Raw genomic sequence first — 23,523 nt, forward strand, 5'->3', positions numbered from 1 at the left:
TCCGACAATCCGTCCGCCCCGGCTGACGGTGGGTCGGAGCGGCCGGGACTGTCGGACCCGGCTGGTAGGACTGTGGTGTCCGCCAGGAAAGCTGACGGGCCATCACCTGCCGTTCGTCTGTCCTTCGTACGGTCCCGACCAGCCGGAGTCGCACCACCATGAGCGCTGTCGACACCCCCGCCACCCAGCCCGATCCGAACGACCCGCTCGCCCTCGCGGAGCTCTTCGCGGGCGGCGGCGAGCCGTGGCTGCCGCTGCTGAAGCCGGTCATCGAGGCGCAGCCCGGTGCGGCCTCCTTCATCGGGCCCGGCCGCGGCCCGGAGGTCGTCCCGGTCCGCGAGCTGACCTTCCAGGCGCTCAAGCCGCACGCGCCGCACAGGTGGAAGGTCGTCGTCTTCGGCCAGAACCCGTACCCGAGGCCGGAGAGCGCCACCGGCATCGCGATGTTCGACAACACCTTCCACGACTGGAAGGACAGCCAGTTCGGCCGGGTGATCAGCATCCGCTGCCTGATCAAGGCCGCGGCGATGTGGAAGTACGGCATCCCCAAGAAGACGCCGATCGCCGACATACGGGCGCTGCTGAAGGAGCAGGAGACGGTCCAGCCGCCGGAGTGGTTCCAGGCGATGCTCACCCAGGGCGTCCTGCTGCTGAACGCGGCGCTCACCGCGAGCAGCGACGGTGCGATGGGGCCGGACCAGCACACCGGGTTCTGGCGGCCGGTCGCCGAGCGGATCGTGGAGGAGATCCTCCGCGCCAAGCAGCAGGCCGCCGAGGAGGACCGCTACGTCGTCTTCGCCTGGTGGGGCGCGCACGCGCGCAGCCTGAAGAACGTCGTGCTGCGGCTGCAGGAGAAGTACCCCGAGGTCGAGGTCCGCCACATCGACCACGCCAACCCGGCGGCCCAGGGCGACATCTTCTGCGACGGCGACCACTTCGCCACGGTGAATGCCGCCCTCGCCTCGCTCGGCGCCGACGAGGTCGACTGGCTGCCCAGCGTCGGGTGGGACGCGGGCCCGGCGCAGGGCGGCGGGGCGCAGGACGGGGTCGCCGAGCGGATGGGCGCCTTCATCGCCTCCACCATGGAGCTGCACCAGCTCTACCTGGACCGCCTCGCCGGGGTGAAGGACGAGGGCCTCGTCCTGCCCGCCATCACCGGAGTGTTCGACACCCCGCTGATGGGCTTCCGGGAGGCGGTGGCGCCGGTCGCCGAACTGCTGCGCGGCCTGGACGGGCACGTGTCGCTGTCGCACGACTTCGGCAAGCGGCGGGCGGACGAGGCGGCCACCGGCCCGTCCGCCGACGAGATCGCCGCGCTGTACCTGTACACCTGCGAGTCCGCGTTCTACCGGGAGATCAACGCCGTACTGCGCTCGCCGGACCGCGACCGGCTGGTGCCGTACCTGCCTTACCTGCGGCTGCTGTTCGCGGCGGTGTCGCGGCTGCCCGCGCGCACCGCGCCGCTATGGCGCGGGGTGTCGCTGGACCTGCGGCGGCAGTACCCGCTCGGGAGGACGGTCACGTGGTGGGGCGTGTCCTCCTGCACCTCCAAGCTCGGGGTGGCGCGGTCCTTCCTCGGCAGCCGGGGCAAGCGGACGCTCTTCGAGGTGCGCCCGGTGCGGGCCGCCGGCATCCAGAACTTCTCGGCGTTCACCGGCGAGGAGGAGTTCATCCTGCTGCCCGGCACCCAGCTGGAGGTCACGGAGGTGCGGTCCGAGCGCGGGGGCCTGTGCACCGTGACGCTGACCGAGCTGGAGGAGGCGCCCCTGGTGTCCTGAGGAGTCCTGAAGTGGCCTGAGGAGTCCTGAGGTGTCCGGGTCGAACCCACTCTCGGAGCATTAACCAAGTCAGCATTTTTACCGGGTTAAGTTATGCTGGACTCCGAGAGCAGGTGAGCCCGTGGTGCGGGAAGGGATGCGAACGATGACCTCGGAAACCCGGAACCTCGACGGCGAACTGGAGCGGGAGCGGGCCTACGTCGAGGTCTGCCGGGCCGCGACGGCCCGGCAGGTGGAGGACGCGAGCCACCAGGTCGTCGCCGCGGAGGACGTCTCCGGTGACGGTGCCAGCGCGGAGGCGCTCGGCCGGTACCTGCGCACCCGCGCCAAACGGATGAAGGAGTTGCCGCCCAGCCCGTCCTTCTTCGGCCGCCTCGACTTCGCCGACACGGCGGAGGCCGGGGACCACCGGCGGCAGCGCTACTACGTGGGCCGCCGGCGGATCTCCGAGGATCCGACGGTGCCGCCGCTGGTGGTCGACTGGCGGGCCCCGGTCTGCCGAGCGTTCTACCAGGCGAGCGCCCACGCCCCGCTCGGGCTCGCGCGGCGCCGCCGGTTCGGCTGGGCGCCGTGGAGCCTGGGCGCGCCGGAGGAGCTGACCGGGCTGGAGGACGAGCCCCTCGGTGGAGCGGGCGGGTACGGCTCTGCGGGTGGCACGGGTGGCACGGGTGGCACGGGTGGCACGGGTGGCGGGGACGGCGGTGCGGGCGGCATCCTGGCCGCCGAGATCGAGCGGCCCCGCACCGGCCCGATGCGGGACATCGTCGCCACCATCCAGCCCGAACAGGACGCGCTGGTGCGGGGCGAGCTGAGCGAATCGGTCTGCGTACAGGGCGCGCCCGGCAGCGGCAAGACGGCCGTCGGGCTGCACCGCGCCGCGTACCTGCTCTACAGCTTCCCGCAGCGGATCCAGCGCAGCGGGCTGCTGGTCATCGGCCCCAACCGCACCTTCCTGCGCTACATCGCCGAGGTGCTCCCCGCGCTCGGCGAGATGGACGTCACCCAGCGCACCGTCGAGGACCTGGCCGCCACCCGGCCGGTCGCCTCGGTGGACGACGAGCGGGCCGCCGCCGTCAAGCAGGACGCGCGGATGGCGACGGTGCTGCGCCGGGCGCTGTACGGCCGCATCCGGGCGGCGGGCGCGGAGCCGCTGGTCGTGCCGGACGGCTCCTACCGGTGGCGGGTGTCGCCGGAGCGGCTCGACCGGGCGGTCGCCGAACTGCGCGAGCAGGCACCGCCGTACGCGATCGGCCGGGAGAGCCTGCGCACCCGGGTGGTGGCGATGCTCCAGGACCAGGCCGAGCGGCGGACGGGCGTGCGCTCCGGCGCCTGGGCGCGGAAGATCGGCCGCTGCGGGCCGGTCGCGGCCTTCCTGGAGGCCGCCTGGCCGAAGCTGCGCCCGGAGGCCGTGGTCGCCGCCCTGCTGAGCGACCCCGCCCTGCTGGCCGAGGCCGCCGACGGGGTGCTCGGCCCCGAGGAGCAGGCGGCGGTCCTGTGGCGACGGCCGCCGCGTTCGGAGAAGAGTGCCAAGTGGTCCGAGCACGACCTGATGCTCCTGGACGAGGTGGCCGGCCTGATCGAGCGCCCGGCCGGCTTCGGCCACGTCGTGGTGGACGAGGCCCAGGACCTCTCCCCGATGCAGTGCCGGGCGATCGCCCGCCGCAGCGCCTTCGGCTCCCTGACCGTCCTCGGCGACCTCGCCCAGGCGACCGCCCCGTGGGCCGCCCGCAGCTGGCCCGAGCAGCTCGCCCATCTGGGCAAGCCGCAGGCCGTGGTGGTGCCGCTGACCGCCGGCTTCCGGGTCCCGGCCGCTGTGATGACCCTCGCCAACACCCTGCTGGGCGCGCTGGACGTGGACGTGCCGCCGGCCGTCTCGCTGCGGCAGGACGGCGAGCTGACGGTGCGGCGGGTGGCCGGGGACGGCCTGGGCGCAGCGGCGGTCGCGGTGGTGCGGGCCGCGCTGGAGCGCGAGGGCTCGATCGCGGTGATCGCGGCGGACGGCGCGGTGGCGGATGCCGCCCGGGCGCTGCTCGCCGCGGGAATCCCGACCGGGGAGGCCGAGCAGGTCGGCACCACGGCCCGGGTGACGGTGCTGCCGGCCTCGCTGGTGAAGGGGCTGGAGTACGACCACGTGGTGGTGCTGGAGCCGGCCGCCATCGTGGAGGCCGAGCCGCGCGGCCTGCACCGGCTGTACGTGGTGGTGACCAGGGCGGTCTCCCGGCTGGACGTCCTGCACTCCCGCCCGCTGCCCGCGCCGCTGGGCGGGTGACGGCGCGGCGGGTGATGGCGCGGCAGTGACGGTGAGACGGGGGAGCATGGGCGGCAGCGGCAGCGGCGGCGGGGGAGGAGGGCGGGCGAGGCAGCGCGGGATCGCGCCATATGCGGTGCGGGTTCGGGCGATTCGGTGAAGCGCCCGCCGAACTGTCGGGTGCCCGCAAGGATTTCCGTATGCCTACGATCATCAGACTGGCAGGAGCCGGTCTCGCCGCAACCCTGTCCCTGACCGCCGCCACCGCGACGGCGGTCGCGACCGCCGCGCCCGCCGGGGGCCCGACCCCGATGAGCCGGCGGGTGGTCCTCACCCAGGCCGGGAACTACCCCACCGAGCGACACCCTCCCCACCGGGCACGTCTCCACCTACCTGCTCGGCATCGGTCTGTTGCCGCCGCTGTTCGCGCCGAAGCCGCGGATCGACCAGGTCGGGGCCACCACCGGCCCTGGCACGGGTGGCACCCCCGTGACCGTCACCGGCGAGAGTCTGGCCGGAGCGATGGTGCTGATCGGCGGCCGGCCCGCCGCCCGCCACTCCTGCGGCCCGCAGTTGTGCACTGCCACCGCCCCGGCGGCCGACCGGCCCGGCCTGGTGGACGTCACGGTGACCGCAGCGGGCGGCACCAGCGGCCCGGTGACGTTCACCTACACGCCGTAGCGCGACCGCTTGCCGTGCGGGCGCGGCTCACGGCGCGTGGTCCGCCCCGCCCCCGCACCCGCCCACACCCGCGCGCTCCCGCTTCGACGGCGGGAGACCACTACCATGGGGATCCGCTGCATGCGAAACAAGTGATTTGAAAAACTCTTCAAGTTCATACATGCTGGCGTGCCGTTGGACCGGTACGAGGCGGGTCCGGGTGCCACCGTCGGACGCAGGAGGGGGCGGTCGTGGCCGTGGCGATCGGCGAACACCGGCCGGCGGCCGGCCGCTCGTGGGAGGGCGCGGCATGAGCCCACCCCGCATCCGCCGGAAGCGGTGGCCGACCGGTACCGGAACCCCCGCCGACCTCCTCATTCGTCCGCAGATCGCCTTCGAACACCTGGATATCCTGAACACATGAGCGACAACCTTCCCCCGTGCCCGCAGTGCTCCAGCGAGTACACCTACGAGATGAACGCCCTCATGGTCTGCCCTGAGTGCGCCCACGAGTGGGTGCCCGGCGGTGCGGAGCAGGCCGGCGCGCCGGCCGGTGAGCGCGTGATCAAGGACGCCGTCGGCAACGTGCTGAGCGACGGCGACACCGTGACGGTGGTCAAGGCGCTGAAGGTCAAGGGCAGCGTCTCCGGCATCAAGGCCGGCACCAAGGTCCGCAACATCCGCCTGGTGGACGGCGTCGACGGGCACGACATCGACTGCCGCATCGAGGGCTTCGGTGCCATGCAGCTCAAGTCCAGCGTGGTCAAGAAGGCCTGACCCCCGCGGTCCCGAACGGCCGCGCCCCGCCGATCTCCTCGGCGGGGCGCGGCCGTTTCGTCGTCCGGAGCCGGAAGGAGGTCGGAGGAGGGTGGAGCCATCGGCCGAGTTAGTTGTATGCTCACAATAATTACAACAACACAAATAAACCTGGAGCGTTCGTCATGCCCGATGCCGCTCGACCGCGGCCATGGCTCGTGCTCGCCATCTGCTGTATGAGCCTGCTGATCGTCAGCCTCGACAACACCATCCTGAACGTGGCCCTGCCCGCCGTCCGGCGCGACCTGGACACCACGGTGTCCGGTCTGCAGTGGACCGTCGACGCCTACACCCTGGTGCTGGCGAGCCTGCTGATGCTCTCCGGCTCGACCGCCGACCGGATCGGCCGCCGCCGGGTGTTCCGGATCGGACTGGTGGTGTTCACCGCCGCCTCCCTGCTGTGCAGCCTGGCCCCCGGGCTCGGCTGGCTGATCGCCGCGCGGATGCTCCAGGCGGTCGGCGGATCGATGCTCAACCCCGTCGCCATGTCGATCATCAGCAACACCTTCACCGACTCCCGGCAGCGCGCCCGGGCGATCGGCGTCTGGAGCGGCGTGGTGGGCATCAGCATGGCCGCCGGGCCGATCATCGGCGGGGCACTGGTGGAGTCGGCCGGCTGGCGGGCGATCTTCTGGATCAACGTCCCGATCGGCCTGGCCGCCCTCTTCCTCACCACCCGCTACGTGCCGGAGTCGCGGGCGGCCCGCACCCGCCGGGTGGACCCGGTCGGCCAGCTGCTGGTCGTCGTGCTGCTCTCCGCCCTCACCTACGCGATCATCGAGTCGCCGGAGCTCGGGTGGACCTCGCCCGTGGTGCTCGGCTGCGCCGCGGCCGCGCTGGGCGCGCTGCTGGGCCTGCTGTGGTACGAACCGCGGCGCACCGACCCGCTGATCGACCTGCGGTTCTTCCGCTCCGCGCCCTTCTCCGGCGCCACCGTGATCGCGGTCGCCGCCTTCGCCGGCCTCGGCGGCTTCCTGTTCCTCAGCTCCCTGTACCTCCAGGACGTCCGCGGCCTCGACCCGCTGCACGCCGGACTGTTCATGCTGCCGATGGCGGTCATGTCGCTGCTCACCGCGCCGCTGTCCGGCCGGATGGTGGCCACCCGGGGGCCGCGCACGCCGCTGCTGCTGGCCGGCTCGGCACTGACCGCGAGCGCCGTGCTCCAGGCGGTCGGCTACTCCGAGCACCTGCCGACCGGGCTGCTGGTCCTCGCCTTCCTGCTCTTCGGCACCGGCTTCGGCCTGGTCAACGCGCCCATCACCAACACCGCCGTCTCCGGGATGCCCCGCTCGCAGGCCGGGGTGGCGGCGGCCGTGGCCTCCACCAGCAGGCAGGTCGGCCAGTCCCTGGGCGTCGCGGTGACCGGCGCCCTGATGGCCGGCAGCGCCCTGGTGGACCCGGCGGCCTTCACCGGCGCGGCCCGGACGGCGTGGTGGATCATCGCCGGCTGCGGGGCCGCCGTGCTGGTCACGGGTACGCTCACTTCCGGCCGCTGGGCCCGGGCGACGGCTGAGCGCGCGGCGCAGCGACTCGCCGCCGAGGAGGTGGCCGAGGGAATCGCGGAGACGAAGGAGACGGTGGACGCCTGATGGAGCGCCTCGACACCGGTGGGCACCCGGAGGCGAGCGGGACGGACGCCGCGACGGCGGCCCGGGTCTGGCAGGGGATGTACGCGCTCGTGCTGGAGCGCCACGACCGCCGCAAGACCGTCGCCGACGCCCTCGGCATGAGCTTCAGCCGGGTCAGGGCGCTGCGCCGGCTCGCCGCCGGCCCGATCACCCTGCGGGAGTTGGCCGAGCGGCTGACCGCCGACCCGCCGTACACCACCGTCATCGTGGACGACCTGGTGCGGCGCGGTCTCGCCGAACGCATCACCAACCCGGCCGACCGGCGCTCCAAGCTGGTCCACCTCACCGAGGAGGGTGAGGCGAAGGCCGCGCTCGCCACCGGGATCCTCACCACCCCGCCGGACGCGCTGCTCGCGCTGCCGCCGGAGGACCTCCGCGAGCTCGACCGGGTGGTGGCGAAGCTCCTGGACTGAGGCGCTCGTCCTGTCCTCGGCGGGCCGTGGTGCGTCGCCGGCGGCGCTCCCGGAGAACGGGGCGCGGCGGCGCGACCGCGCGTCAGGTGGAGGACTCCTGCCGGCCGTCGTTTCCGGCCGCGGCCGCTGGGGCGGGGGTGGGCGCCGGGGCCGGGACGACGTACCCCTCCCGTGCGACGCGGGCGTGCCAGTCGAGGCAGACGGCGAGCCGGGCCTCCACCCAGGGATCGCTCTGAAGGCCGACCGGCAGCTTCGTGGCCGAGTCGAGGACGGCTGCGGACAGCTGTCGCGCGCTCAGCCCGGTGGCGTCGCGCAGATCGGCGCCGGACAGGTCGCACTCCGTCAGGACGGCGCCCGACAGTGCCGCTCCGCGTAGGTCCGCTCGCATCAGGCCGGCCCGGGACAGGTCTGTCTGATGCATCATGGCGTTCCTCAGATCGGCTCGGTTGAGGATGGTCTGCGTCAGGTCCAGGCCCCGCAGATCAGCCCGGCGCAGGTCGGAGAAGGTGAGGAAGGCCCGGGTCAGCCGCGGACGGGCGGTGAAGTCGTGCACGCGCAGACTCAGGCCCACGAGGCCGGTGTGGCGCAGATCCGGCCGGTTGGGCTCCGGTCGGTTCGGTCGGCGGGCCAGGACGGTCAGGACGGCATCGACGTCCGGCGGCGGTTCGGGAGGCGGTGCGGAGGGCCGTCGTCGTCGGCGCCGGCCCGTGCCGGTGGTGTTCGGCTCGCCGGCCGGATCCCGCGGCGCCCTGGTGCGCACGAAGACGCACAGCACCTCCAGCACCGTGGAATGGTCGCGGGGCGACTCGTGCATGATGTGCTCGAGCGCGTAGATCCCCCCGAGGCGTTCCTCCAGGTTGTCGGACGCCAGCAGTCCGATGGCCTTGCTGAACCGGTCCGTCACCTGGCCGCGGCGCGAGAGGTAGAAGGTACGGATGCTGAACCCGAGTCCGCCCAGCGCCGCCGTCCCGGCGAAGGCCGCCAGCACGGTCTGACGCACGGTGTTGAGTGCGTCGGCCTGCTCCTTACCGGTCAGCCGGTGCACCGAGGCGCCGGCGACGCGCCAGGTGAACGGCCCGAGGATCAGCGTCAGACACGCGAACACCGCGAGCACGGCGAGCACCCCCGCAGCCGCCCGGCCCGCTCTTCGGATCCTGGCCTGCCGTGCCGCTCGGTGGACACGGTGGAACAGGCTGCTGCGGTTCCCCATGGCCGAACATCTCAGCACACCGGTGACGGAGCCCGCCAGCGATTCCGCCCCATGGCCGGGCGAATCAACTCGCCGTGACGGGAACGTGGTTGAAGCCTGGCTCGCTCCGAGGGGTGCTGGGCGGGCGTACCTCTGCGGAGCTCGCCCGGCTACCGTGCCACTCGCGGGCCCCCTGCGGCGGTGATCACCGGGTGACCCAGCCGGCGGTCAGGGCCTGCACGGCCGAGCCGTCGAGGTCCTTGAGCTTGACCCCGGCGAAGGCGCGGGCGGTGTCGGAGGTGAGCGTTCGGAAGGCGGGGCGCTCGGCGGTGAGGAGGTCGAGGATTCCGGCGGCCACGTCCTCGGCCGTCTGGGCGTTGGCGAAGGCGCCGCGGGTGCGGTCCAGGTAGGCGGCCAGCGCCGGGGCGTACGGCCCGGCCTGCTCGGCCGCGTCGTCCGTCAGGCCCACGTTGCTGACGAACTCGCTGGCCACCGCCCCCGGCTCGACGACGCTGACGGACACCCCGGCGGTGGCCGCGACCGGGGCGAGGGACTCCATGTAGCCCTCCACCGCGAACTTGGCGGCGCAGTACGCCTCGTTGAAGGGCTGGCCGACCACGCCGCCGACGCTGGTCACGGTCAGCACGCGGCCCTTGCTCGCCCGCAGCAGGGGCAGGGCGGCCTTGGTGACGTGCAGCACCCCGAAGAAGTTGACCTCCATGACGGCGCGGACGTCGTCCACGCTCTCCTGCTCCAGGGTGCCGATGTGGCCGGCGCCGGCGTTGTTGACCAGCGCGTCCAGCCGGTCGAGGCCGGCCAGGCAGGCCTCGACCGACGCCGGGTCGGTGACGTCCAGCGTCCGGACGTCGACGGTGACCCCGGCCTCCTCCGCGGCCGCCAGCAGCGGGCCGGCCTTGGCGGTGTTCCGCATGGTGGCGATCACGTGCCAGCCGCCGCGGGCAGCGGCGACGGCGGTGGCCAGGCCGATGCCGGAGGAGGTGCCGGTGATCAGGACGGTCTTGTCGCTCATCTCGTCGAACTCCATATGTTTATGGATCATAACCACTATGATTCATAACTATGTGGCCTGACATTTCACCTTGTCAAGCACCTGGATACCCTGGTGGCCATGTCCCTCCCATCGGATGACCTCACCCAGGAGATCGTCGGACTCTTCGCGGCCATCAACCGCCGCTACGGCCGGGAGTCCGAGGCGGCCGCGGCGGTCCACGACCTGACCGCGCTGCAGGCCAAGGCGCTGCTCGCCGCCGAGGCCCCGGTCCCGACGCGCCGGATCGCCGAGCGGCTGCGCGCGGAGCCGTCCAACGTGACGGTGATCGTCGACCGCCTGGAGTCCCGCGGCCTGGTCGAGCGCAGCGTCGACCCCGCCGACCGCCGGGTCAAGCGCGTCGCCGCCACCGCCGCCGGCCGCGAGGTCGTCACCGACCTGCGGGCCCGCATGCCCTTCGCCGGCGACCCGCTGGCCCGGCTCGACGTCGATCAGCGCGAGTCGCTGCGCGAACTCCTGCGGCTGGTCCTGGAGGCATGACCGGCGGCCCCGGGCCGTGGTCCGGGGGCTGGAGCCTTCGCCGCGGTTGGAACCCGGGGTCGGAGGTCATCCGCCCTCCTGGGTGTTGACTCCGGGCCGCCGCGGCCGGGCGTCCGGGGCCCCCGGGGCCCGGGGTATCCGGGGCGGCCGAGACGGCCGGAAGGGCCGTCGCCGGATCCGCTCCGGTGACGGCCCTTCAATTTCCTCGGGGGGGGGGGGATTCCCCGCGGCCGGTGTGGCTACTTCGCGGCGAAGGCCTTCTCGATGTCCTCGACGACCTTCTCCGCCGCGATCGGGCCGGAGCTGCTGCTCCACACCTGGCCGTCGACGCCCGTGACCCGGTCGGTGCCGACGGCCTTGAGGCGGGTGAAGGCCTCCTGCTTGCGGGCGGTCTCCAGGGCCTTCTCGCCCTCGGCGTTCAGGGTGGCGACGAACACCCGGTCGGCGTCGGCCTTGTTGAGGTTCTCCAGGGACAGCGGGTCCGAGTGGGGCTGGGCGCCCAGGCCGTCGGCGATCGGCATGGTGCCGGCGCCGGCCTTCTTCAGCAGGTCGCCGGGCATGTTGGTGGTGTTCATCACGATCGGCCCGTTGGGCATCCAGCGCATCACGACGGCGCTGCCGGTCTTGCCCTCGCCGGCCTTGGCGGCGCGCTTGTCCAGCGTGTCCAGCTTGGCGGTCAGGTCGTCCTTGTGGCCGAGCGCGTCGCCGTACACGGCGAGCACCGAGCGCCAGTCGCCGGCCTTGGGGACGATGGTCGGGGCCACCGCGGAGAGCTTCTCGTACTGGGACTTCTCGATGCCGGAGGAGGCCAGGATGAGGTCGGGGCCGGCCTTCAGGATGGCCTCGATGTTGGGCTCCTTGACCGTGGCGACCAGCGGGATGGCGTCGGCCTTCAGGTAGGCGGGGGCGGTGGTGCCGCCGCGGCTGGAGCTGGTGCCCACCGGGGTGACGCCGAGTGAGAGGGCGGTGTCGAGCGAGGTGTCGTTCAGCGCGACGACCCGCTTGGCGGCGGCCGGGACCTCCACGGCGCCGAAGGCGGTGTCGATGCTGCGCTTGCCGTCCTTCGCGGCGGCGGTGGACGGGGAGCCGGCGTCACCCGCGGAGCTGCCGGAACCCGAGGAGCCGCACGCGGTCAGCCCCAGGGAGAGGGCGCCGACGACGGCCGCGCCGAGCAGGGTCCTGGTAAAGCGGGTGCCAAGCATGGGTGTTCTCCGAGTAATGGTAGTTTACGGACGAACCGTTTTTCTGAGGTTAGCCTAACCATACTTAAGGCTCTGACGGGGAGGCCCGGTGTGACATCCCGATCACTTCTGCTGCGCGGACTGCTGCCCGCCGGCGCGATACTGCTGGCCGCCGTCCTGGCGAGCCTGCTGCTCGGCGCGGGCGACGTGGGGCCGTCACGGGCCCTCGCCACCCTGCTCGGTGACGGCGACTCCGACTCCCGGTTCACCGTCTTCCATCTGCGCGCCCCGCGCACCGCCGTGGCCCTCGCGGTCGGGCTCGCGCTCGGCGTGGCCGGCACCGTGCTCCAGGCCGCCGCCCGCAACCCGCTGGCCGAGCCCGGCCTGCTCGGCGTCAGCACCGGCGCCTCCTTCGCCGTCGTGATCGCGATCGTGCTCGGCGCCAGTGCCGCCGGCGTCGGCCCGTACGTCGCCGTGCTGGGTGCCGCCGCCGGCTGCCTGCTCGCGCTCGGCGCGGCCCGGCTGCGCGGCACCGGCGACGACCCCGTCCGGCTGGTGCTCGCCGGGGCGGCACTGAGCGGGCTGATGAACGCCGGCTCCTCCGTGCTGCTGCTGGCCGACGCCCGGGCCGCCGACGAGATCCGGTTCTGGACCATCGGCTCGGTCGCCGGCCGCGGCACCGACCAACTGCTGGCCGTGCTGCCGGTGTTGCTGCTCGGCCTGGTCCTGGCCCTGCTCTCCGGCCCGGCGCTGACCGCGCTCAGCCTCGGCGACGACGTCGCCACCGGGCTCGGCCACAGGCCCCGACGGGCCCGCGCCCTCGCGGTGACCGCCGTCGCCCTGCTGGTCGGCGCCGCCACCGCGATCGCCGGACCGGTCTCCTTCGTCGGCCTGGTGGTGCCCTTCGCCGCCCGGGCCCTGGTCGGCCCGGACCTGCGCCGGCTGCTCCTGGTCTCCGCCCTGCTGGGGCCCGCCGTCGTGCTGCTCGCCGACGTGGCCTCCCGGCTGGTCGCCCGCCCGTACGAGCTGCCGCTCGGCGTGATGACCGCCCTGTGCGGCGCCCCCGTCCTGGTCGCCGTCGTCCGCTCGCACCGGATGCCCGCGCTGTGACCCCCACCGTGAAGACCGTGAAAGCCGACGCCGTGAAGAACCCCGCGAGCCCTGACACGCCGTCGGCCGGGACCCGGCCGCCGAGTACGCCCGGTGCCCGCCGGCCGACCCCGCCCGGCACCCGGCTGCTCGCCCTGGGCGGCCGCTCGGTGCTCGTCCCGGTCCGGCCGCTGCTCGGCTGCACCGCCCTGCTGCTCGTTCTCCTCGCGGTGACCGCCGTCTGCCTGGCCGTCGGCGAGACCGACCTCGATCCGGTGACCGCCCTGCGCGCCGCCTTCGGCGACGGCACCGCGCGCGACGTGCTGCTGGTGGAGAAGCTGCGGCTGCCCCGCGCCGAGGCCGCACTGGCCGTCGGCGCCGCCCTCGGCGTCGCGGGCTGCCTGATGCAGACCCTCGCCCAGAACCGGCTGGCCACCCCGGACACCGTCGGCTTCAACGAGGGCGCCACCGCCTTCGCCGTCGCCTCCGTCACCGGCGTCGCCACCCAGCTGCTGCCCTCCGCCGCCGCCCTGGTGGGCGCCGCCACCGCCGCCTCGCTCGCCTTCGCCCTCGGCGGCGGGGCCGGCCGCAACGGCTACCGCTTCCTGGTCGTCGGCCTCGGCGTCGGCGCGGTCTTCGGCGCGGTGACCAATCTGATGCTCTCCCGCGCCGCCATCGACGCCGCCAACTCCTCCTACGCCTGGACGGTCGGCACCCTCAACAGCCGGGACGCCGACGCCGTCGGCCACCTCGGGCTCGGCCTGCTGGTCTGCCTGCCCGCCGCCGTGCTGCTCGGCCGCCGGCTGTCGCTGCTGCGCTTCTCCGACGCCGTCGCCACCGGGCTGGGCGTACGGGTGCGCGGCCTGCGGGCCGGCGTCCTGGTGGTCGCCGTGGTCTGCGCGGGCCTGGCGGTGGCCGTCGCCGGACCGCTCGGCATGATCGCGCTCGCCGCGCCCGAGGCCGCCCGCCGGATCGCCGGACCGCGCTGCGTGCCGGTGCTCACCTCGGCCGCCGCCGGAGCCGCCTTCACCCTGCTCGCCGACCTGATCGGCCGCACCGCCCTGTCGCCGATCGAGGTGCCGGCCGGCCTGGTCACCGCCGTCGTGGGCGGCCCGTACCTGCTCTGGCTGCTGCTCACCACCCGCCCCCGGAGGACCGCATGACCGCCCGCACCGCGACCACCGCGACCACCGCTGCGACTGCGGGGACCGCCGCCGCGGCCGACGGGACCGCCGCCGGAGCGCCCCGGCTGGCGACCAGCGGGCTCAGCCTCGGCCACGACCGCACCATCGTGGTCCGCGAGCTGGACCTCGAACTGCCGCAGCGGCAGGTCACCGTCATCGTCGGCCCGAACGGCTGCGGCAAGTCCACCCTGCTCGGCGGCCTGGCGCGGACCATCGCCCCGCGCTCCGGCGCCGTGCTGCTCGACGGCAGGCCGCTGACCTCGCTGTCCACCCGCGCGATCGCCCGGATCATCGGCCTGCTGCCGCAGTCCGCCACCGCCCCGGACGGGCTGACCGTCCGTGACCTGGTCCGCTACGGCCGCCAGCCGCACCAGGGCCTGCTGCGGCAGTGGTCCGCCGCCGACGCGGAGGCGGTCGAGCACGCGCTCGCCGCCGCCGACCTGCACGAACTGGCGGACCGTCCGCTGGACACCCTCTCCGGCGGACAGCGTCAGCGCGCCTGGATCGCCATGGCCGTCGCCCAGGACACCGACATCCTGATGCTGGACGAACCCACCTCGGCGCTGGACATGGGCCACGCCCTGGAGGTGCTGGAGATGGTGCGCGGCCTGACCGGGCGCGGGCGCACCGTCGTCCTCGTCCTGCACGACCTCAGCACCGCCTGCCGCTACGCCGACCACATGGTGGCCATGCGCGACGGCCGGGTGGCCGCCCAGGGCGCCCCGCGCGACATCGTCACCCCGGAGCTGGTGCGCGACCTGTACGGGGTGGAGAGCGTGATCCTCACCGACCCGGTGCACGGCACCCCGGTGGTCTGCCCGGTCGGCCTCGCCCCCAGGGCCCGCTGACCCAGGGGCACAGGGCACAGGGGCAGACGGGCAGAGGGCAGAGCGGCGCAGAGCCGCCGGGCCGGTCGGCCGGTCAGCCGGCCAGGCCCGGCAGCACCTCGGCGCCCGGCAGCTTCGCCAACGCCCACCCGGGCAGGATGAGCTTGCCCCGGCGCCGCCCGCTGCCGACCAGCACGTACGGGGCCGCGGCCACCGCCTCGTCGATCAGCAGCGGCCAGTCGCCGGGCAGGCCGACGGGGGTGACGCCGCCGTACTCCATGCCGGTCAGCTCGACCGCGGTGTCCATCGGCGCGAAGGACGCCTTGCGCGCCCCCAGGTGGGTGCGCACCGTCTTGTTCACGTCCACCCGCGTGGTGGCGAGGGCCAGGCACGCGGCCAGGGTCACCTCCCCGGCGCGCTTGGCGGCGACCACCACACAGTTCGCGGAGAGCTCCGGCGGAGTGTCGTAGGCCGCGCAGAACACGGCGGTGTCCGCCGTCTCCGGGTCGCTGTCCACGTAGAGCACCGAGGCGGCCGCCTCCCGCTCGGCCCAGTTCCTCAGCGCGTCGGCGACGGGCGCGGTGAGCTCCGCGCCGGCTTCCAGCGCGGCCACGGCGGAGGCGAAGTTCCCGAAGGGCGGGCGCACGGTCTCGGTCATGGCACCGGAGCTTACGGCCCGCCCCGGTCTGCCGGGCCACCCGGTCAGCCGTACGGGACGACGGCGACCGGGCAGTGCACGTGGTGGATCGCGGCGTGCGCCACCGGGCCGATGTGGTGGTGGCGCAGCGGCAGGTGCCGGATCCGGCGGCCGACGACCAGCAGCCGGGCCGTCGCGGTGGCGTCCACCAGGTCGACGGAGGGCTTGCCGCGGATCAGTTCGGTGGTCACCTCCACCTCGGGGTACCGGGTCCGCCAGGGCTCCAGGGCCCGCGCCAGCCCGCTGTCCTCGACGGCCGAGACCTCGCGCTCCAGTCCGCCGATCGCCCCGTAGGACATGTACTCGCTGCCGGCCGGCGGGGACCAGACGTGGATGACGCGCAGGGGCGCCGAGCGGAGCGCGGCGGCCTCGAAGGCGAAGGCCAGCACCGCGTCCGCCGGGTGCGCCAGGTCGAGGCCGACCGTCACCGCGCCGTCCGGTTCGTCCCCGTCGGCCCGGATCAGCACGACGGGGCAGGCGGCCCGCCGCAGCACCTCCTGGCTCACCGAGCCGACCAGGAAGCCGCGCAGGGTGCTCAGCCCGCGCGAGCCGAGCACCAGCACGGCGGCCGTGTGCCCGGCGGCCTCCAGCGCCTCGACGGGGTCGCCGGCCACGGAGGTGGCGGCGACCGTCACCTCGGGCGCGAGGGCGCGCAACTCGCCCTCGTGTTCGGCGAGTTGCGCCAGCGCGCGGTGATCGCCCGGCTCGCTCCCGGGCGCGAGGTGCTTCGGCCGGGGCCAGGCCTGGAGGACGTCCAGACGCAGGCCGCGGCGCTGGGCCTCGCGGGCGGCCCAGGCGGCGGCGGCCAGGCTCTCGGGTGAGCCGTCGAATCCCACGACGACGGGTCCGGCGGCGACGGGTCCGGTCACGGCGTGCTCCTCGGGTTCCGGTGCGGCCGGCGGTCTCTGCGTGTGCGCCCAGTATCCGCGCGGGCCCCGGCCGGCGCCTCCCGGCAGCCGGGTACCGGCCCGTGCCTCCGCCCACGTCCGCCCCCGGCCGGCGCCTCCCGGGGCCGGGCCCGGGCCCGGTTCGGCCGTCCGGCTGGTCGCCCGGCCCGCGGCGCGGCAACGCCCGGGACCGGCGGGGGAGCCCGGCTAGGGTCGGCCGGACCGGTCCGTCCCAGCGCGGGAGAACGATGCCGAGCGTCCCCGATTTCCGCTCGCGGTGGGCGAGCGCCGCCGCCGGACTGGCCGTGCTCGCCTCCGCCCTGGTGGGCTGCGGTGACGGCGGGAGCACCGGCCCGGTCACCCTGAACTGGTACAACTTCCCGGACGACTCGGGCGCCCTCCAGCAGGCCGCCGACCGCTGCGGGCAGCAGTCCGGCGGCCGCTACACGATCCACTACAACAAGCTGCCCCGCGGCGCCGACGGCCAGCGCCAGCAGCTGGTGCGCCGGATGGCGGCGCACGACGCCGACGTGGACGTCCTGGGCCTGGACGTCACCTGGCCCGCCGAGTTCGCCGAGGCCGGCTGGATCCGCGAGTGGACCGGGGAGATGCGCGAGCGGGCCACCACCGACACCCTCGACGCGGCGGTGCGCACCGCGACCTGGCGGGACCGGCTGTACGCCGTGCCGTACAACTCCAACACCCAGCTGCTCTGGTACCGCGACGACCTGGTGCCGACCCCGCCGAGGACCTGGGCGGAGATGCTCTCCCGGGCGCAGGAACTGGCCGACCAGGGCAAGCCGCACTTCGTGGAGATCCAGGGCGCCCAGTACGAGGGGCTGACGGTCTGGTTCAACACCCTGGTCACCAGCGCGGGCGGCACGATCCTCACCCCCGACGCGCAGGCGCCCTCGCTCGGGGCGCCCGCCGTCACGGCCGCCGGGGTGATGCACGACCTGGCGACGTCCGTGGCCGCCGACCCCTCGCTGCCGAACCAGATGGAGGACCAGAACCGGCTCGCGATGGAGTCCGGGACGGCCGCCTTCGAGCTCAACTACCCCTTCGTCTACCCCTCGATGAAGGCCAACCAGCCGGAGCTGTTCCCGCACTTCCGCTGGGCGCCGTACCCCGCGGTGAGCGCCGACCGCCCCGCCAGCGTGACCATCGGCGGGATCGACCTCGCGGTGGGCTCCTACAGCCGGCACCCCGACCTCGCCGCCGAGGCCACCCTCTGCCTGCGCGACCGGGACAACCAGCTCACCAACGCGCTGAAGGGCGGCCTGCCGCCCTCGCTGCGCAGCCTGTACGAGACGGCCGAGCTCACCACCAGCTACCCGTTCGCGGCCGACGTGCTGGCCGCCCTCGACTCCGCCAGCGTGCGCCCGCAGACCCCGGCCTACCAGAACGTCTCGATCGCCATCTCGCACACCCTCTCCCCGCCCGCCGACATCCACCCGGAGAAGGACGTGGCCGACCTCCGCGGGCAGATCGAGGACGCCCTCGGCTCGAAGGGGCTGATCCCGTGACACCGTCCACCGAGGCCGCCGCCGCGGCCGTACCGAAAGCGGCCGGGCCCTCGCGCGGGGCCCGCCAGGAACGCCGGCTGGGCCTGCTGCTCTGCGCCCCCGCGGTGATCGTGATGCTCGCCGTCACCGCCTACCCGATCGGCTACGCCGTCTACCTGTCCCTGCAGCGCTACGACCTGCGCTTCCCGGACCAGGCGCACTGGGTCGGGCTCGCCAACTACGGTGCGGTGCTGACCTCGTCGTTCTGGTGGCAGGCGCTCGGCGTCACGGTGCTGATCACCGTGGTGTCGGTGGCCGTCGAGCTGGTGCTCGGCCTGGCGCTCGCGCTGGTGATGCACCGCACGATCTTCGGGCGCGGCACGGTGCGCACGGCGGTCCTGGTGCCGTACGGGATCGTCACCGTGGTGGCGGCCTACTCCTGGCAGTACGCCTGGACCCCGGGCACCGGCTACCTGGCAGCCCTGCTGCCGGAGGGCAGCGCCCCGCTGACGGAGCAGTGGCCGGCCATCGGTCTGATCATCCTCGCGGAGGTGTGGAAGACCACCCCGTTCATGGCGCTGCTGCTGCTCGCCGGCCTGGCCCTCGTCCCGGACGAGACGGTCCGGGCGGCGATGGTGGACGGCGCGAGCTTCGGGCAGCGGCTGCGGCTGGTGATCCTGCCGCTGATGAAGCCGGCGATCCTGGTCGCCCTGCTCTTCCGCACCCTGGACGCCTTCCGGATCTTCGACAACATCTACGTGCTGACCGGCGGTTCCAACGGCACCGGCTCGGTGTCGATCCTCGGCTACGACAACCTCTTCACCGCGCTCAACCTGGGCATCGGCTCGGCGATCTCGGTGCTGATCTTCGTCTGCGTGGCCCTGATCGCGCTGGCCTTCGTCAAGCTGTTCGGCGCGGCCACGCCCGGCGCGGAACCGGAGCACCGATGAGCAGCCGGCACACCCGGAGCCTCACCGGCTGGGGCATCGCCAACCTGGTGGTCGTGCTCTACGCGCTCTTCCCGGTGTGGTGGATCGTGGCGCTCTCCTTCAAGGACCCGAGCACCCTCTCCGACGGCGACTTCGTGCCCCGCCAGTGGACCCTGGCCAACTACCGCGGCATCTTCGAGACCTCCGAGTTCACCCGCGCCCTGGTCAACTCGATCGGCATCGCGGTGATCGCCACCACCATCGCCGTCGTGCTCGGCACCATGGCCGCGTACGCGGTGGCCCGGCTGCGCTTCCCCGGCAAGCGGCTGCTGATCGGGGTCTCCCTGCTGATCGCGATGTTCCCGCCGATCTCGCTGGTCTCGCCGCTGTTCGACATCGAGCGGGCGCTCGGCCTGTTCGACACCTGGGCCGGGCTGATCATCCCGTACATGACCTTCTCGCTGCCGCTGGCGATCTACACGCTCTCGGCGTTCTTCCGGGAGATCCCCTGGGACCTGGAGAAGGCGGCCAAGGTGGACGGCGCCACGCCCTGGCAGGCGTTCCGGCTGGTCATCGCGCCGCTGGCGGCACCGGGCGTGTTCACCACCGGCATCCTGGTCTTCATCTTCTGCTGGAACGACTTCCTGTTCGCGATCTCGCTGACCTCCACCACCTCGGCCCGGACGGTTCCGGCGGCGATCGCCTTCTTCACCGGGAGCTCCCAGTTCGAGCAGCCGACCGGCTCGATCGCGGCCGCCGCCGTGATCATCACGATCCCGATCGTGATCTTCGTGCTGCTGTTCCAGCGGCGCATCGTCGCCGGGCTCACCGCCGGCGCCGTCAAGGGGTGAGGGCCCCCGCCGAGTTCCCGCATCGAGCATCCGAGTTCCCGCACCGAGCACCCGAGGTTGAGCCCGCCCCACCCGGCGGACCAGGAAGGCGGATCGTGGCCGAGATCGTCCTCGACGGCATCACCAAGCGCTACCCGGACGGCGCCCTCGCCGTGCGCGACGTCGACCTCACCATCGCCGACGGCGAGTTCGTGATCCTGGTCGGCCCCTCCGGCTGCGGCAAGTCCACCACGCTCAACATGATCGCCGGGCTGGAGGACATCACCGAGGGCACCCTGCGGATCGCCGGGGAGGTGGTCAACGACCGCGCGCCCAAGGACCGGGACATCGCGATGGTGTTCCAGAGCTACGCCCTCTACCCGCACATGAGCGTGCGCGACAACATGGGCTTCGCGCTGCGCCTGGCCAAGGTGGACAAGGCGACCATCGCCGCCAAGGTCGAGGAGGCCGCCCGCATCCTGGACCTCACCCGGCACCTCGACCGCAAGCCCGCCAACCTCTCCGGCGGGCAGCGCCAGCGGGTCGCGATGGGCCGGGCGATCGTCCGCGACCCCAAGGTCTTCCTGATGGACGAGCCGCTGTCCAACCTGGACGCCAAGCTCCGGGTGCAGATGCGCACCCAGATCGCCGCCCTCCAGCGCCGGCTGGGCACCACCACCGTCTACGTCACCCACGACCAGGTCGAGGCGATGACGCTCGGCGACCGGGTGGTGGTGATGCGCTCCGGCGTCGTCCAGCAGGTCGGCTCGCCGCAGCAGCTGTACGACGAGCCGGTGAACCTCTTCGTCGCCGGGTTCATCGGCTCGCCCGGGATGAACTTCCTCGGCGCCGCGCTGGAGCAGGGCGCCCTGCGCACCTCGTTGGGGGACCTGCCGCTGGACGACCGCACCCGGCGCGCCCTGGAGCGCGCGGACGCGCCGCGCGAACTGATCGTCGGCATCCGCCCCGAGGACTTCGAGGACGCGGCCCTGACCGAGGGGCACACCGGCGGGGTCACCGTCACCGTGACCGTGGAGGTCCGGGAGTCGGTCGGCTCGGACGTCTACGTCCACTTCGCGGAGGAGGGCGGACCGGTGGCGACCGAGGAACTCGCCGAACTCGCCGCCGACTCGGGCCGGGCCGACACCGGCATGCGGGAGCACCGCGTGGTGGCCCGGCTGAACACCGCCACCCGGGCCGCCGAGGGCGGCCCGCTGGAGCTGTGGGTGGACACCGCGCGCATCCATGTCTTCGACCCCCGGGACGGCGCCAACCTGACCCACCCCGAGCGTTCGTAGCGTGCTACGGAAGGCCCAACCCCTCGTCGGCCTGCGGTGTGCCTGACCGGAGGCCTGCGGAAGTCGACCTAGATTGCCCGGCTATGAGAGAAAATGCCGGAATCAGTCGACGATCGGTGCTCAAGGCCGTTCCCGCAGTCGCCGTCCTCGTGGCGGGCTCCGACGGGATCCTCGCCGCGCCCGCGCGGGCGGCGGCGGCGCCCTTCCCGCAGCCGGCCGTCTGGAGCCCGCGCACCGCCTCCGACGGGTCGAGGGCGGTGCTCGACCAAGCGCTCGACGTACGGTTCACGGACACCGCCGTCCCGGGCTACGGGACGGTCACCACCCGCACCTACAGCGGCACCATCCCGGGGCCGACGCTGCGGGTGCGCGCCGGGGACGCGCTCTGGCTGACCCAGGTCAACGGCCTGCCGCCGAACCCGCCGGACGCGCCGACCGCTTCGCACCACGGCGGCCACAACCGGCCGCACCAGCCGAACACCTTCAACCTGCACACCCACGGCCTGCACGTCTCGCCCTCCGGGGACGCCGACAACATCCTGCGCGTGTTCCCGCCGCGCACCGCCGAGGAGGCCGCGGCCGGCGCCCCGGAACCGCGCTACCTGACCACCGTCGAGATCCCGCCCGGCCACCCCGCGGGGACCTTCTGGTACCACCCGCACGCGCACGGGGCCACCGCCGAACAGATCGCCGGAGGGATGGCCGGGGTCATCATCGTCGAGGGCGACGTCGACGAGGTGCCGCAGATCAAGGCCGCCGCCGACCTCGTCGTCTGCGTCAACGAACTCAAGCTCAAGGACGGGAAGGTCCCCGAGTTCACCGCCGACAACTCGCTCACCGGCACCCCGTCCACCTTCACCGTCAACGGCGCGGTCAACCCCACTCTCGCGCTGCGCCCCGGCGAGGTCCAGCGCTGGCGCCTGGTCGCGGCGACCGGCTTCACCACTCTCGCTCTCCAAGTCATCGGCGGGGAAAGGAAAGTGACGCTACATCAGATCGCGATGGACGGCGTGACCTTCCCCGCGCCGGTCGCCACCGAGACGGTGTCCCTGGCCGTGGGCAACCGCGCCGACGTGCTGGTCCGGGGCGGAGAGGTCGGAACGTACGAACTGCGGGCCAAGGGCGTGCGCGTCCCGCTGATGACGATCGAGGTGGCGGGCGAGGCCGTACAGCCGCCGATGGAGCTGCCGACCACGCTCCCGCAGGGCAAGCCGTTCCTCGACGAGAAGGACGTCACCGACCCCGGCGGCGACCGCAAGGTGGTCTTCCACGTCGACCCGAACGTCTTCGACCAGCCGTTCCCCCACGCCTACCGCGTCCTCGGCAGCCACCCGACCCCGGCGGCCGACCCCGGCGGCGACCTCACCCACGACCCCGTCTACGGGCTGTTCGACCCCGAGCACGTCAACCACACCCTGGAACTCGGCACGGTCGAGCGGTGGACCCTGCACACCGACGACACCATGTCGGCCTTCCACCACCCCTTCCACCTGCACACCAACCACGTCCTCGTCACCCACCGCAACGGCCGACGGCTCGACCCGCCGGTCTGGCAGGACACCGTGGACCTGGCCGGCGGCAGGCCGGGCGACACCGTCACCCTCCTGGTCAAGTTCGAGGACTTCACCGGCCGTTCCGTCCTGCACTGCCACCAGCTCCAGCACGAGGACCTGGGCATGATGCAGCTGGTCGACTACGTCCAGCCGCAGCGGCCCCACGAGCCGGGCCGGCCGGCCGAGCCGGAACGGCCGGGCCCGCTCGGCCGGTGAGCGGCCCCGCCTTCCACCCGGCGGCGGGTGCGGCCGCGGCCGGACCGGGCACCACCTCGCCGTCCCGCAGCCGGAACGCGCTGCCGTGCCACGGGCAGCGCCGGCAGACCTCCACCGATTGGGCCTTCGGAGAGCGGCCCGGGCGGGTGGGCGCAGCGGTCGGCCCGGGCGGGTGGGTGCAGCGGTCGGCCGGCACGTGGCAGTGCCCGTCCGCACGCACCACGGCCACGGGCGGCTCTCCGGCCGTCGCGTGGACGGGCTTCCCGGGCGTGAAGTCCTCGACCGTGCCGAGGCCGACTCAGTCGACCGATGCCAGTCGGGGTGCGGCGGCGGCCCGGTCCGGGTCGGCGGCCTGCCGGTAGGCCAGGTGCCCGCCGAGCGCTGCGCCGGCCGATACGGCGGTCAGTCCGGCCAGGCCGAGCAGCCGCCCGCGGGCCCGGTGCCCCTCGCAGCGGGCCAGCAACGAGCCGCCGTACAGCAGCACGCCGGTGGTGTTGCAGAGCGCGTGCACCAGGCCGGTGCGCCGGCGCGGCGGGTCGAGCCGGGCCCAGTCCACCCAGCCGGTGAGGGCCGTGGGCCCGGCGGTCAGCAGACCTGCCGCCACCAGGGTGTCGGCGGACCGGCGCCCGCCCGGGAGGTAGTCCAACAGGGCGGCGGACGTCCAGAAGCCGATCGGCAGTTGGACCATCGCCGGGTGGAGCGGGTGACCGAGCCACACGCCGTGCAAGGCGTCGCGGTACGGCCCGAGCGGCAGGGCTTCGACCGCCTCGGCGAGCGGACGGGCCGGGGCGTCGAGGACGTCCCAGTGCTCCGGGGCGTCCAGTGCGCGGCGCAGTCGGCGGGACCACTGGTGGGTGTGCAGGGGTGTGATGTCCATACCAGGGCGGCTAGCCGGGCACCGGCCCGTCAAACCCCGGGCGCCGGACCGACCGCGAGGGCTCCTCGATCGTCGGCGTGGTTTCGCTGTGTGATCGGCGCATACTGTCCGTAAACAAGCGGAGGTGCTCATGCCCATGGTGGATGTCGCTGCGCTCGGCCGGCTGGTG

At 73.7% G+C, this 23,523-nt stretch carries 21 protein-coding genes and 1 pseudogene; 15 read left to right on the top strand and 7 right to left on the bottom strand.

The annotated features are described in order from the left end of the window. Window positions 1-158 precede the first annotated feature (158 nt). The 6 genes from ABZ449_RS31035 (at window position 159) to ABZ449_RS31060 (ending at window position 7,543) form a co-directional block, all read left to right on the top strand. Window positions 159-1,778 (top strand): ADP-ribosyltransferase domain-containing protein, encoded by a 1,620-nt coding sequence (locus ABZ449_RS31035; RefSeq protein ID WP_360352809.1) that lies wholly within the window; start codon window positions 159-161, stop codon window positions 1,776-1,778. A gap of 145 nt (window positions 1,779-1,923) precedes the next feature. Continuing rightward, the gene (locus ABZ449_RS31040; RefSeq protein ID WP_360352811.1) at window positions 1,924-4,047 is read left to right on the top strand and encodes an AAA family ATPase; all 2,124 of its coding nucleotides are present in this window, start codon (window positions 1,924-1,926) and stop codon (window positions 4,045-4,047) included. A gap of 390 nt (window positions 4,048-4,437) precedes the next feature. Then, a complete protein-coding gene (locus ABZ449_RS31045; RefSeq protein WP_360352813.1) occupies window positions 4,438-4,707 on the top strand; it encodes an IPT/TIG domain-containing protein in 270 nt (89 codons plus the stop codon). A 399-nt stretch (window positions 4,708-5,106) separates the two neighbouring features. Next, window positions 5,107-5,463 carry a zinc ribbon domain-containing protein YjdM gene (locus tag ABZ449_RS31050; protein WP_360352815.1) on the top strand — a complete coding sequence of 119 codons (357 nt, stop codon included), beginning with the start codon at window positions 5,107-5,109 and terminating at the stop codon, window positions 5,461-5,463. Window positions 5,464-5,627: 164 nt separating this feature from the next. After that, window positions 5,628-7,091, top strand: a complete 1,464-nt coding sequence (locus tag ABZ449_RS31055) for an MFS transporter (protein WP_360352816.1) — start codon at window positions 5,628-5,630, stop codon at window positions 7,089-7,091. Further along, window positions 7,091-7,543 (top strand): MarR family transcriptional regulator, encoded by a 453-nt coding sequence (locus ABZ449_RS31060; protein WP_360352818.1) that lies wholly within the window; start codon window positions 7,091-7,093, stop codon window positions 7,541-7,543. The genes ABZ449_RS31055 and ABZ449_RS31060 overlap by 1 nt, the downstream gene beginning before the upstream one ends. Window positions 7,544-7,625: 82 nt before the next feature. On the opposite strand, the gene ABZ449_RS31065 is transcribed toward ABZ449_RS31060, so the two are convergent. Both ABZ449_RS31065 and ABZ449_RS31070 read right to left on the bottom strand, forming a co-directional pair. Further along, window positions 7,626-8,657, bottom strand: a complete 1,032-nt coding sequence (locus tag ABZ449_RS31065) for a pentapeptide repeat-containing protein (RefSeq protein WP_360352820.1) — start codon at window positions 8,655-8,657, stop codon at window positions 7,626-7,628. Between the two features lie 280 nt (window positions 8,658-8,937). Then, the gene (locus ABZ449_RS31070) at window positions 8,938-9,792 is read right to left on the bottom strand and encodes an SDR family oxidoreductase (RefSeq protein ID WP_360352822.1); all 855 of its coding nucleotides are present in this window, start codon (window positions 9,790-9,792) and stop codon (window positions 8,938-8,940) included. A gap of 69 nt (window positions 9,793-9,861) precedes the next feature. Between ABZ449_RS31070 and ABZ449_RS31075 the strand changes: the two genes are divergently transcribed. Further along, window positions 9,862-10,281 (top strand): MarR family transcriptional regulator, encoded by a 420-nt coding sequence (locus tag ABZ449_RS31075; protein ID WP_360352824.1) that lies wholly within the window; start codon window positions 9,862-9,864, stop codon window positions 10,279-10,281. Window positions 10,282-10,520: 239 nt separating this feature from the next. Here ABZ449_RS31075 and ABZ449_RS31080 read toward each other — a convergent pair whose 3' ends face one another. Continuing rightward, on the bottom strand, window positions 10,521-11,483 hold the full coding sequence (locus ABZ449_RS31080) for an ABC transporter substrate-binding protein (protein ID WP_360352825.1): 963 nt from the start codon (window positions 11,481-11,483) through the stop codon (window positions 10,521-10,523). 90 nt (window positions 11,484-11,573) lie between these two features. Here ABZ449_RS31080 and ABZ449_RS31085 point away from each other — a divergent pair, with 90 nt between their 5' ends. The 3 genes from ABZ449_RS31085 to ABZ449_RS31095 are packed head-to-tail and all read left to right on the top strand — an operon-like array spanning window position 11,574 to window position 14,583. Continuing rightward, the gene (locus tag ABZ449_RS31085) at window positions 11,574-12,572 is read left to right on the top strand and encodes an iron ABC transporter permease (protein WP_360352827.1); all 999 of its coding nucleotides are present in this window, start codon (window positions 11,574-11,576) and stop codon (window positions 12,570-12,572) included. A gap of 17 nt (window positions 12,573-12,589) precedes the next feature. Next, window positions 12,590-13,714, top strand: a complete 1,125-nt coding sequence (locus tag ABZ449_RS31090; RefSeq protein ID WP_360352829.1) for an iron ABC transporter permease — start codon at window positions 12,590-12,592, stop codon at window positions 13,712-13,714. Then, window positions 13,711-14,583: an ABC transporter ATP-binding protein gene (locus tag ABZ449_RS31095; protein WP_360352830.1), complete on the top strand. Its 873-nt coding sequence runs from the start codon at window positions 13,711-13,713 to the stop codon at window positions 14,581-14,583. The genes ABZ449_RS31090 and ABZ449_RS31095 overlap by 4 nt, the downstream gene beginning before the upstream one ends. A 73-nt stretch (window positions 14,584-14,656) precedes the next feature. Here ABZ449_RS31095 and ABZ449_RS31100 read toward each other — a convergent pair whose 3' ends face one another. After that, window positions 14,657-15,220, bottom strand: coding sequence for a YbaK/EbsC family protein (locus ABZ449_RS31100; protein ID WP_360352832.1), 564 nt, complete (start codon window positions 15,218-15,220; stop codon window positions 14,657-14,659). A gap of 44 nt (window positions 15,221-15,264) precedes the next feature. Then, a complete protein-coding gene (locus tag ABZ449_RS31105) occupies window positions 15,265-16,128 on the bottom strand; it encodes a universal stress protein (protein WP_360352834.1) in 864 nt (287 codons plus the stop codon). Between the two features lie 266 nt (window positions 16,129-16,394). Here ABZ449_RS31105 and ABZ449_RS31110 point away from each other — a divergent pair, with 266 nt between their 5' ends. The 5 genes from ABZ449_RS31110 to ABZ449_RS31130 all read left to right on the top strand — a co-directional run bounded on the left by ABZ449_RS31110 (window position 16,395) and on the right by ABZ449_RS31130 (window position 22,477). Continuing rightward, a complete protein-coding gene (locus ABZ449_RS31110; RefSeq protein ID WP_360352836.1) occupies window positions 16,395-17,672 on the top strand; it encodes an ABC transporter substrate-binding protein in 1,278 nt (425 codons plus the stop codon). Continuing rightward, a complete protein-coding gene (locus ABZ449_RS31115; protein ID WP_360352838.1) occupies window positions 17,669-18,601 on the top strand; it encodes a sugar ABC transporter permease in 933 nt (310 codons plus the stop codon). The genes ABZ449_RS31110 and ABZ449_RS31115 overlap by 4 nt, the downstream gene beginning before the upstream one ends. Further along, complete coding sequence (locus ABZ449_RS31120) at window positions 18,598-19,431, top strand: carbohydrate ABC transporter permease (protein ID WP_360352840.1); 834 nt, start codon at window positions 18,598-18,600, stop codon at window positions 19,429-19,431. The genes ABZ449_RS31115 and ABZ449_RS31120 overlap by 4 nt, the downstream gene beginning before the upstream one ends. A 95-nt stretch (window positions 19,432-19,526) precedes the next feature. Next, window positions 19,527-20,708, top strand: coding sequence for a sn-glycerol-3-phosphate ABC transporter ATP-binding protein UgpC (gene ugpC / locus ABZ449_RS31125; RefSeq protein WP_360352842.1), 1,182 nt, complete (start codon window positions 19,527-19,529; stop codon window positions 20,706-20,708). Window positions 20,709-20,791: 83 nt separating this feature from the next. Further along, entirely contained in the window at window positions 20,792-22,477 is a 1,686-nt protein-coding gene (locus ABZ449_RS31130) for a multicopper oxidase domain-containing protein (RefSeq protein WP_360352844.1), read from the top strand. A 43-nt stretch (window positions 22,478-22,520) separates the two neighbouring features. On the opposite strand, the pseudogene ABZ449_RS31135 reads toward ABZ449_RS31130, so the two are convergent. Together ABZ449_RS31135 and ABZ449_RS31140 are read right to left on the bottom strand one after the other, a co-directional pair. After that, window positions 22,521-22,754: pseudogene (locus tag ABZ449_RS31135) on the bottom strand (Rieske 2Fe-2S domain-containing protein); the annotation flags it as partial. Window positions 22,755-22,775: 21 nt separating this feature from the next. Then, a complete protein-coding gene (locus ABZ449_RS31140) occupies window positions 22,776-23,354 on the bottom strand; it encodes a DUF2231 domain-containing protein (protein WP_360352846.1) in 579 nt (192 codons plus the stop codon). Window positions 23,355-23,523 lie beyond the last annotated feature (169 nt).

The organism is Kitasatospora sp. NPDC005856 (genome assembly GCF_040629945.1).
Taxonomy (GTDB): domain Bacteria; phylum Actinomycetota; class Actinomycetes; order Streptomycetales; family Streptomycetaceae; genus Kitasatospora.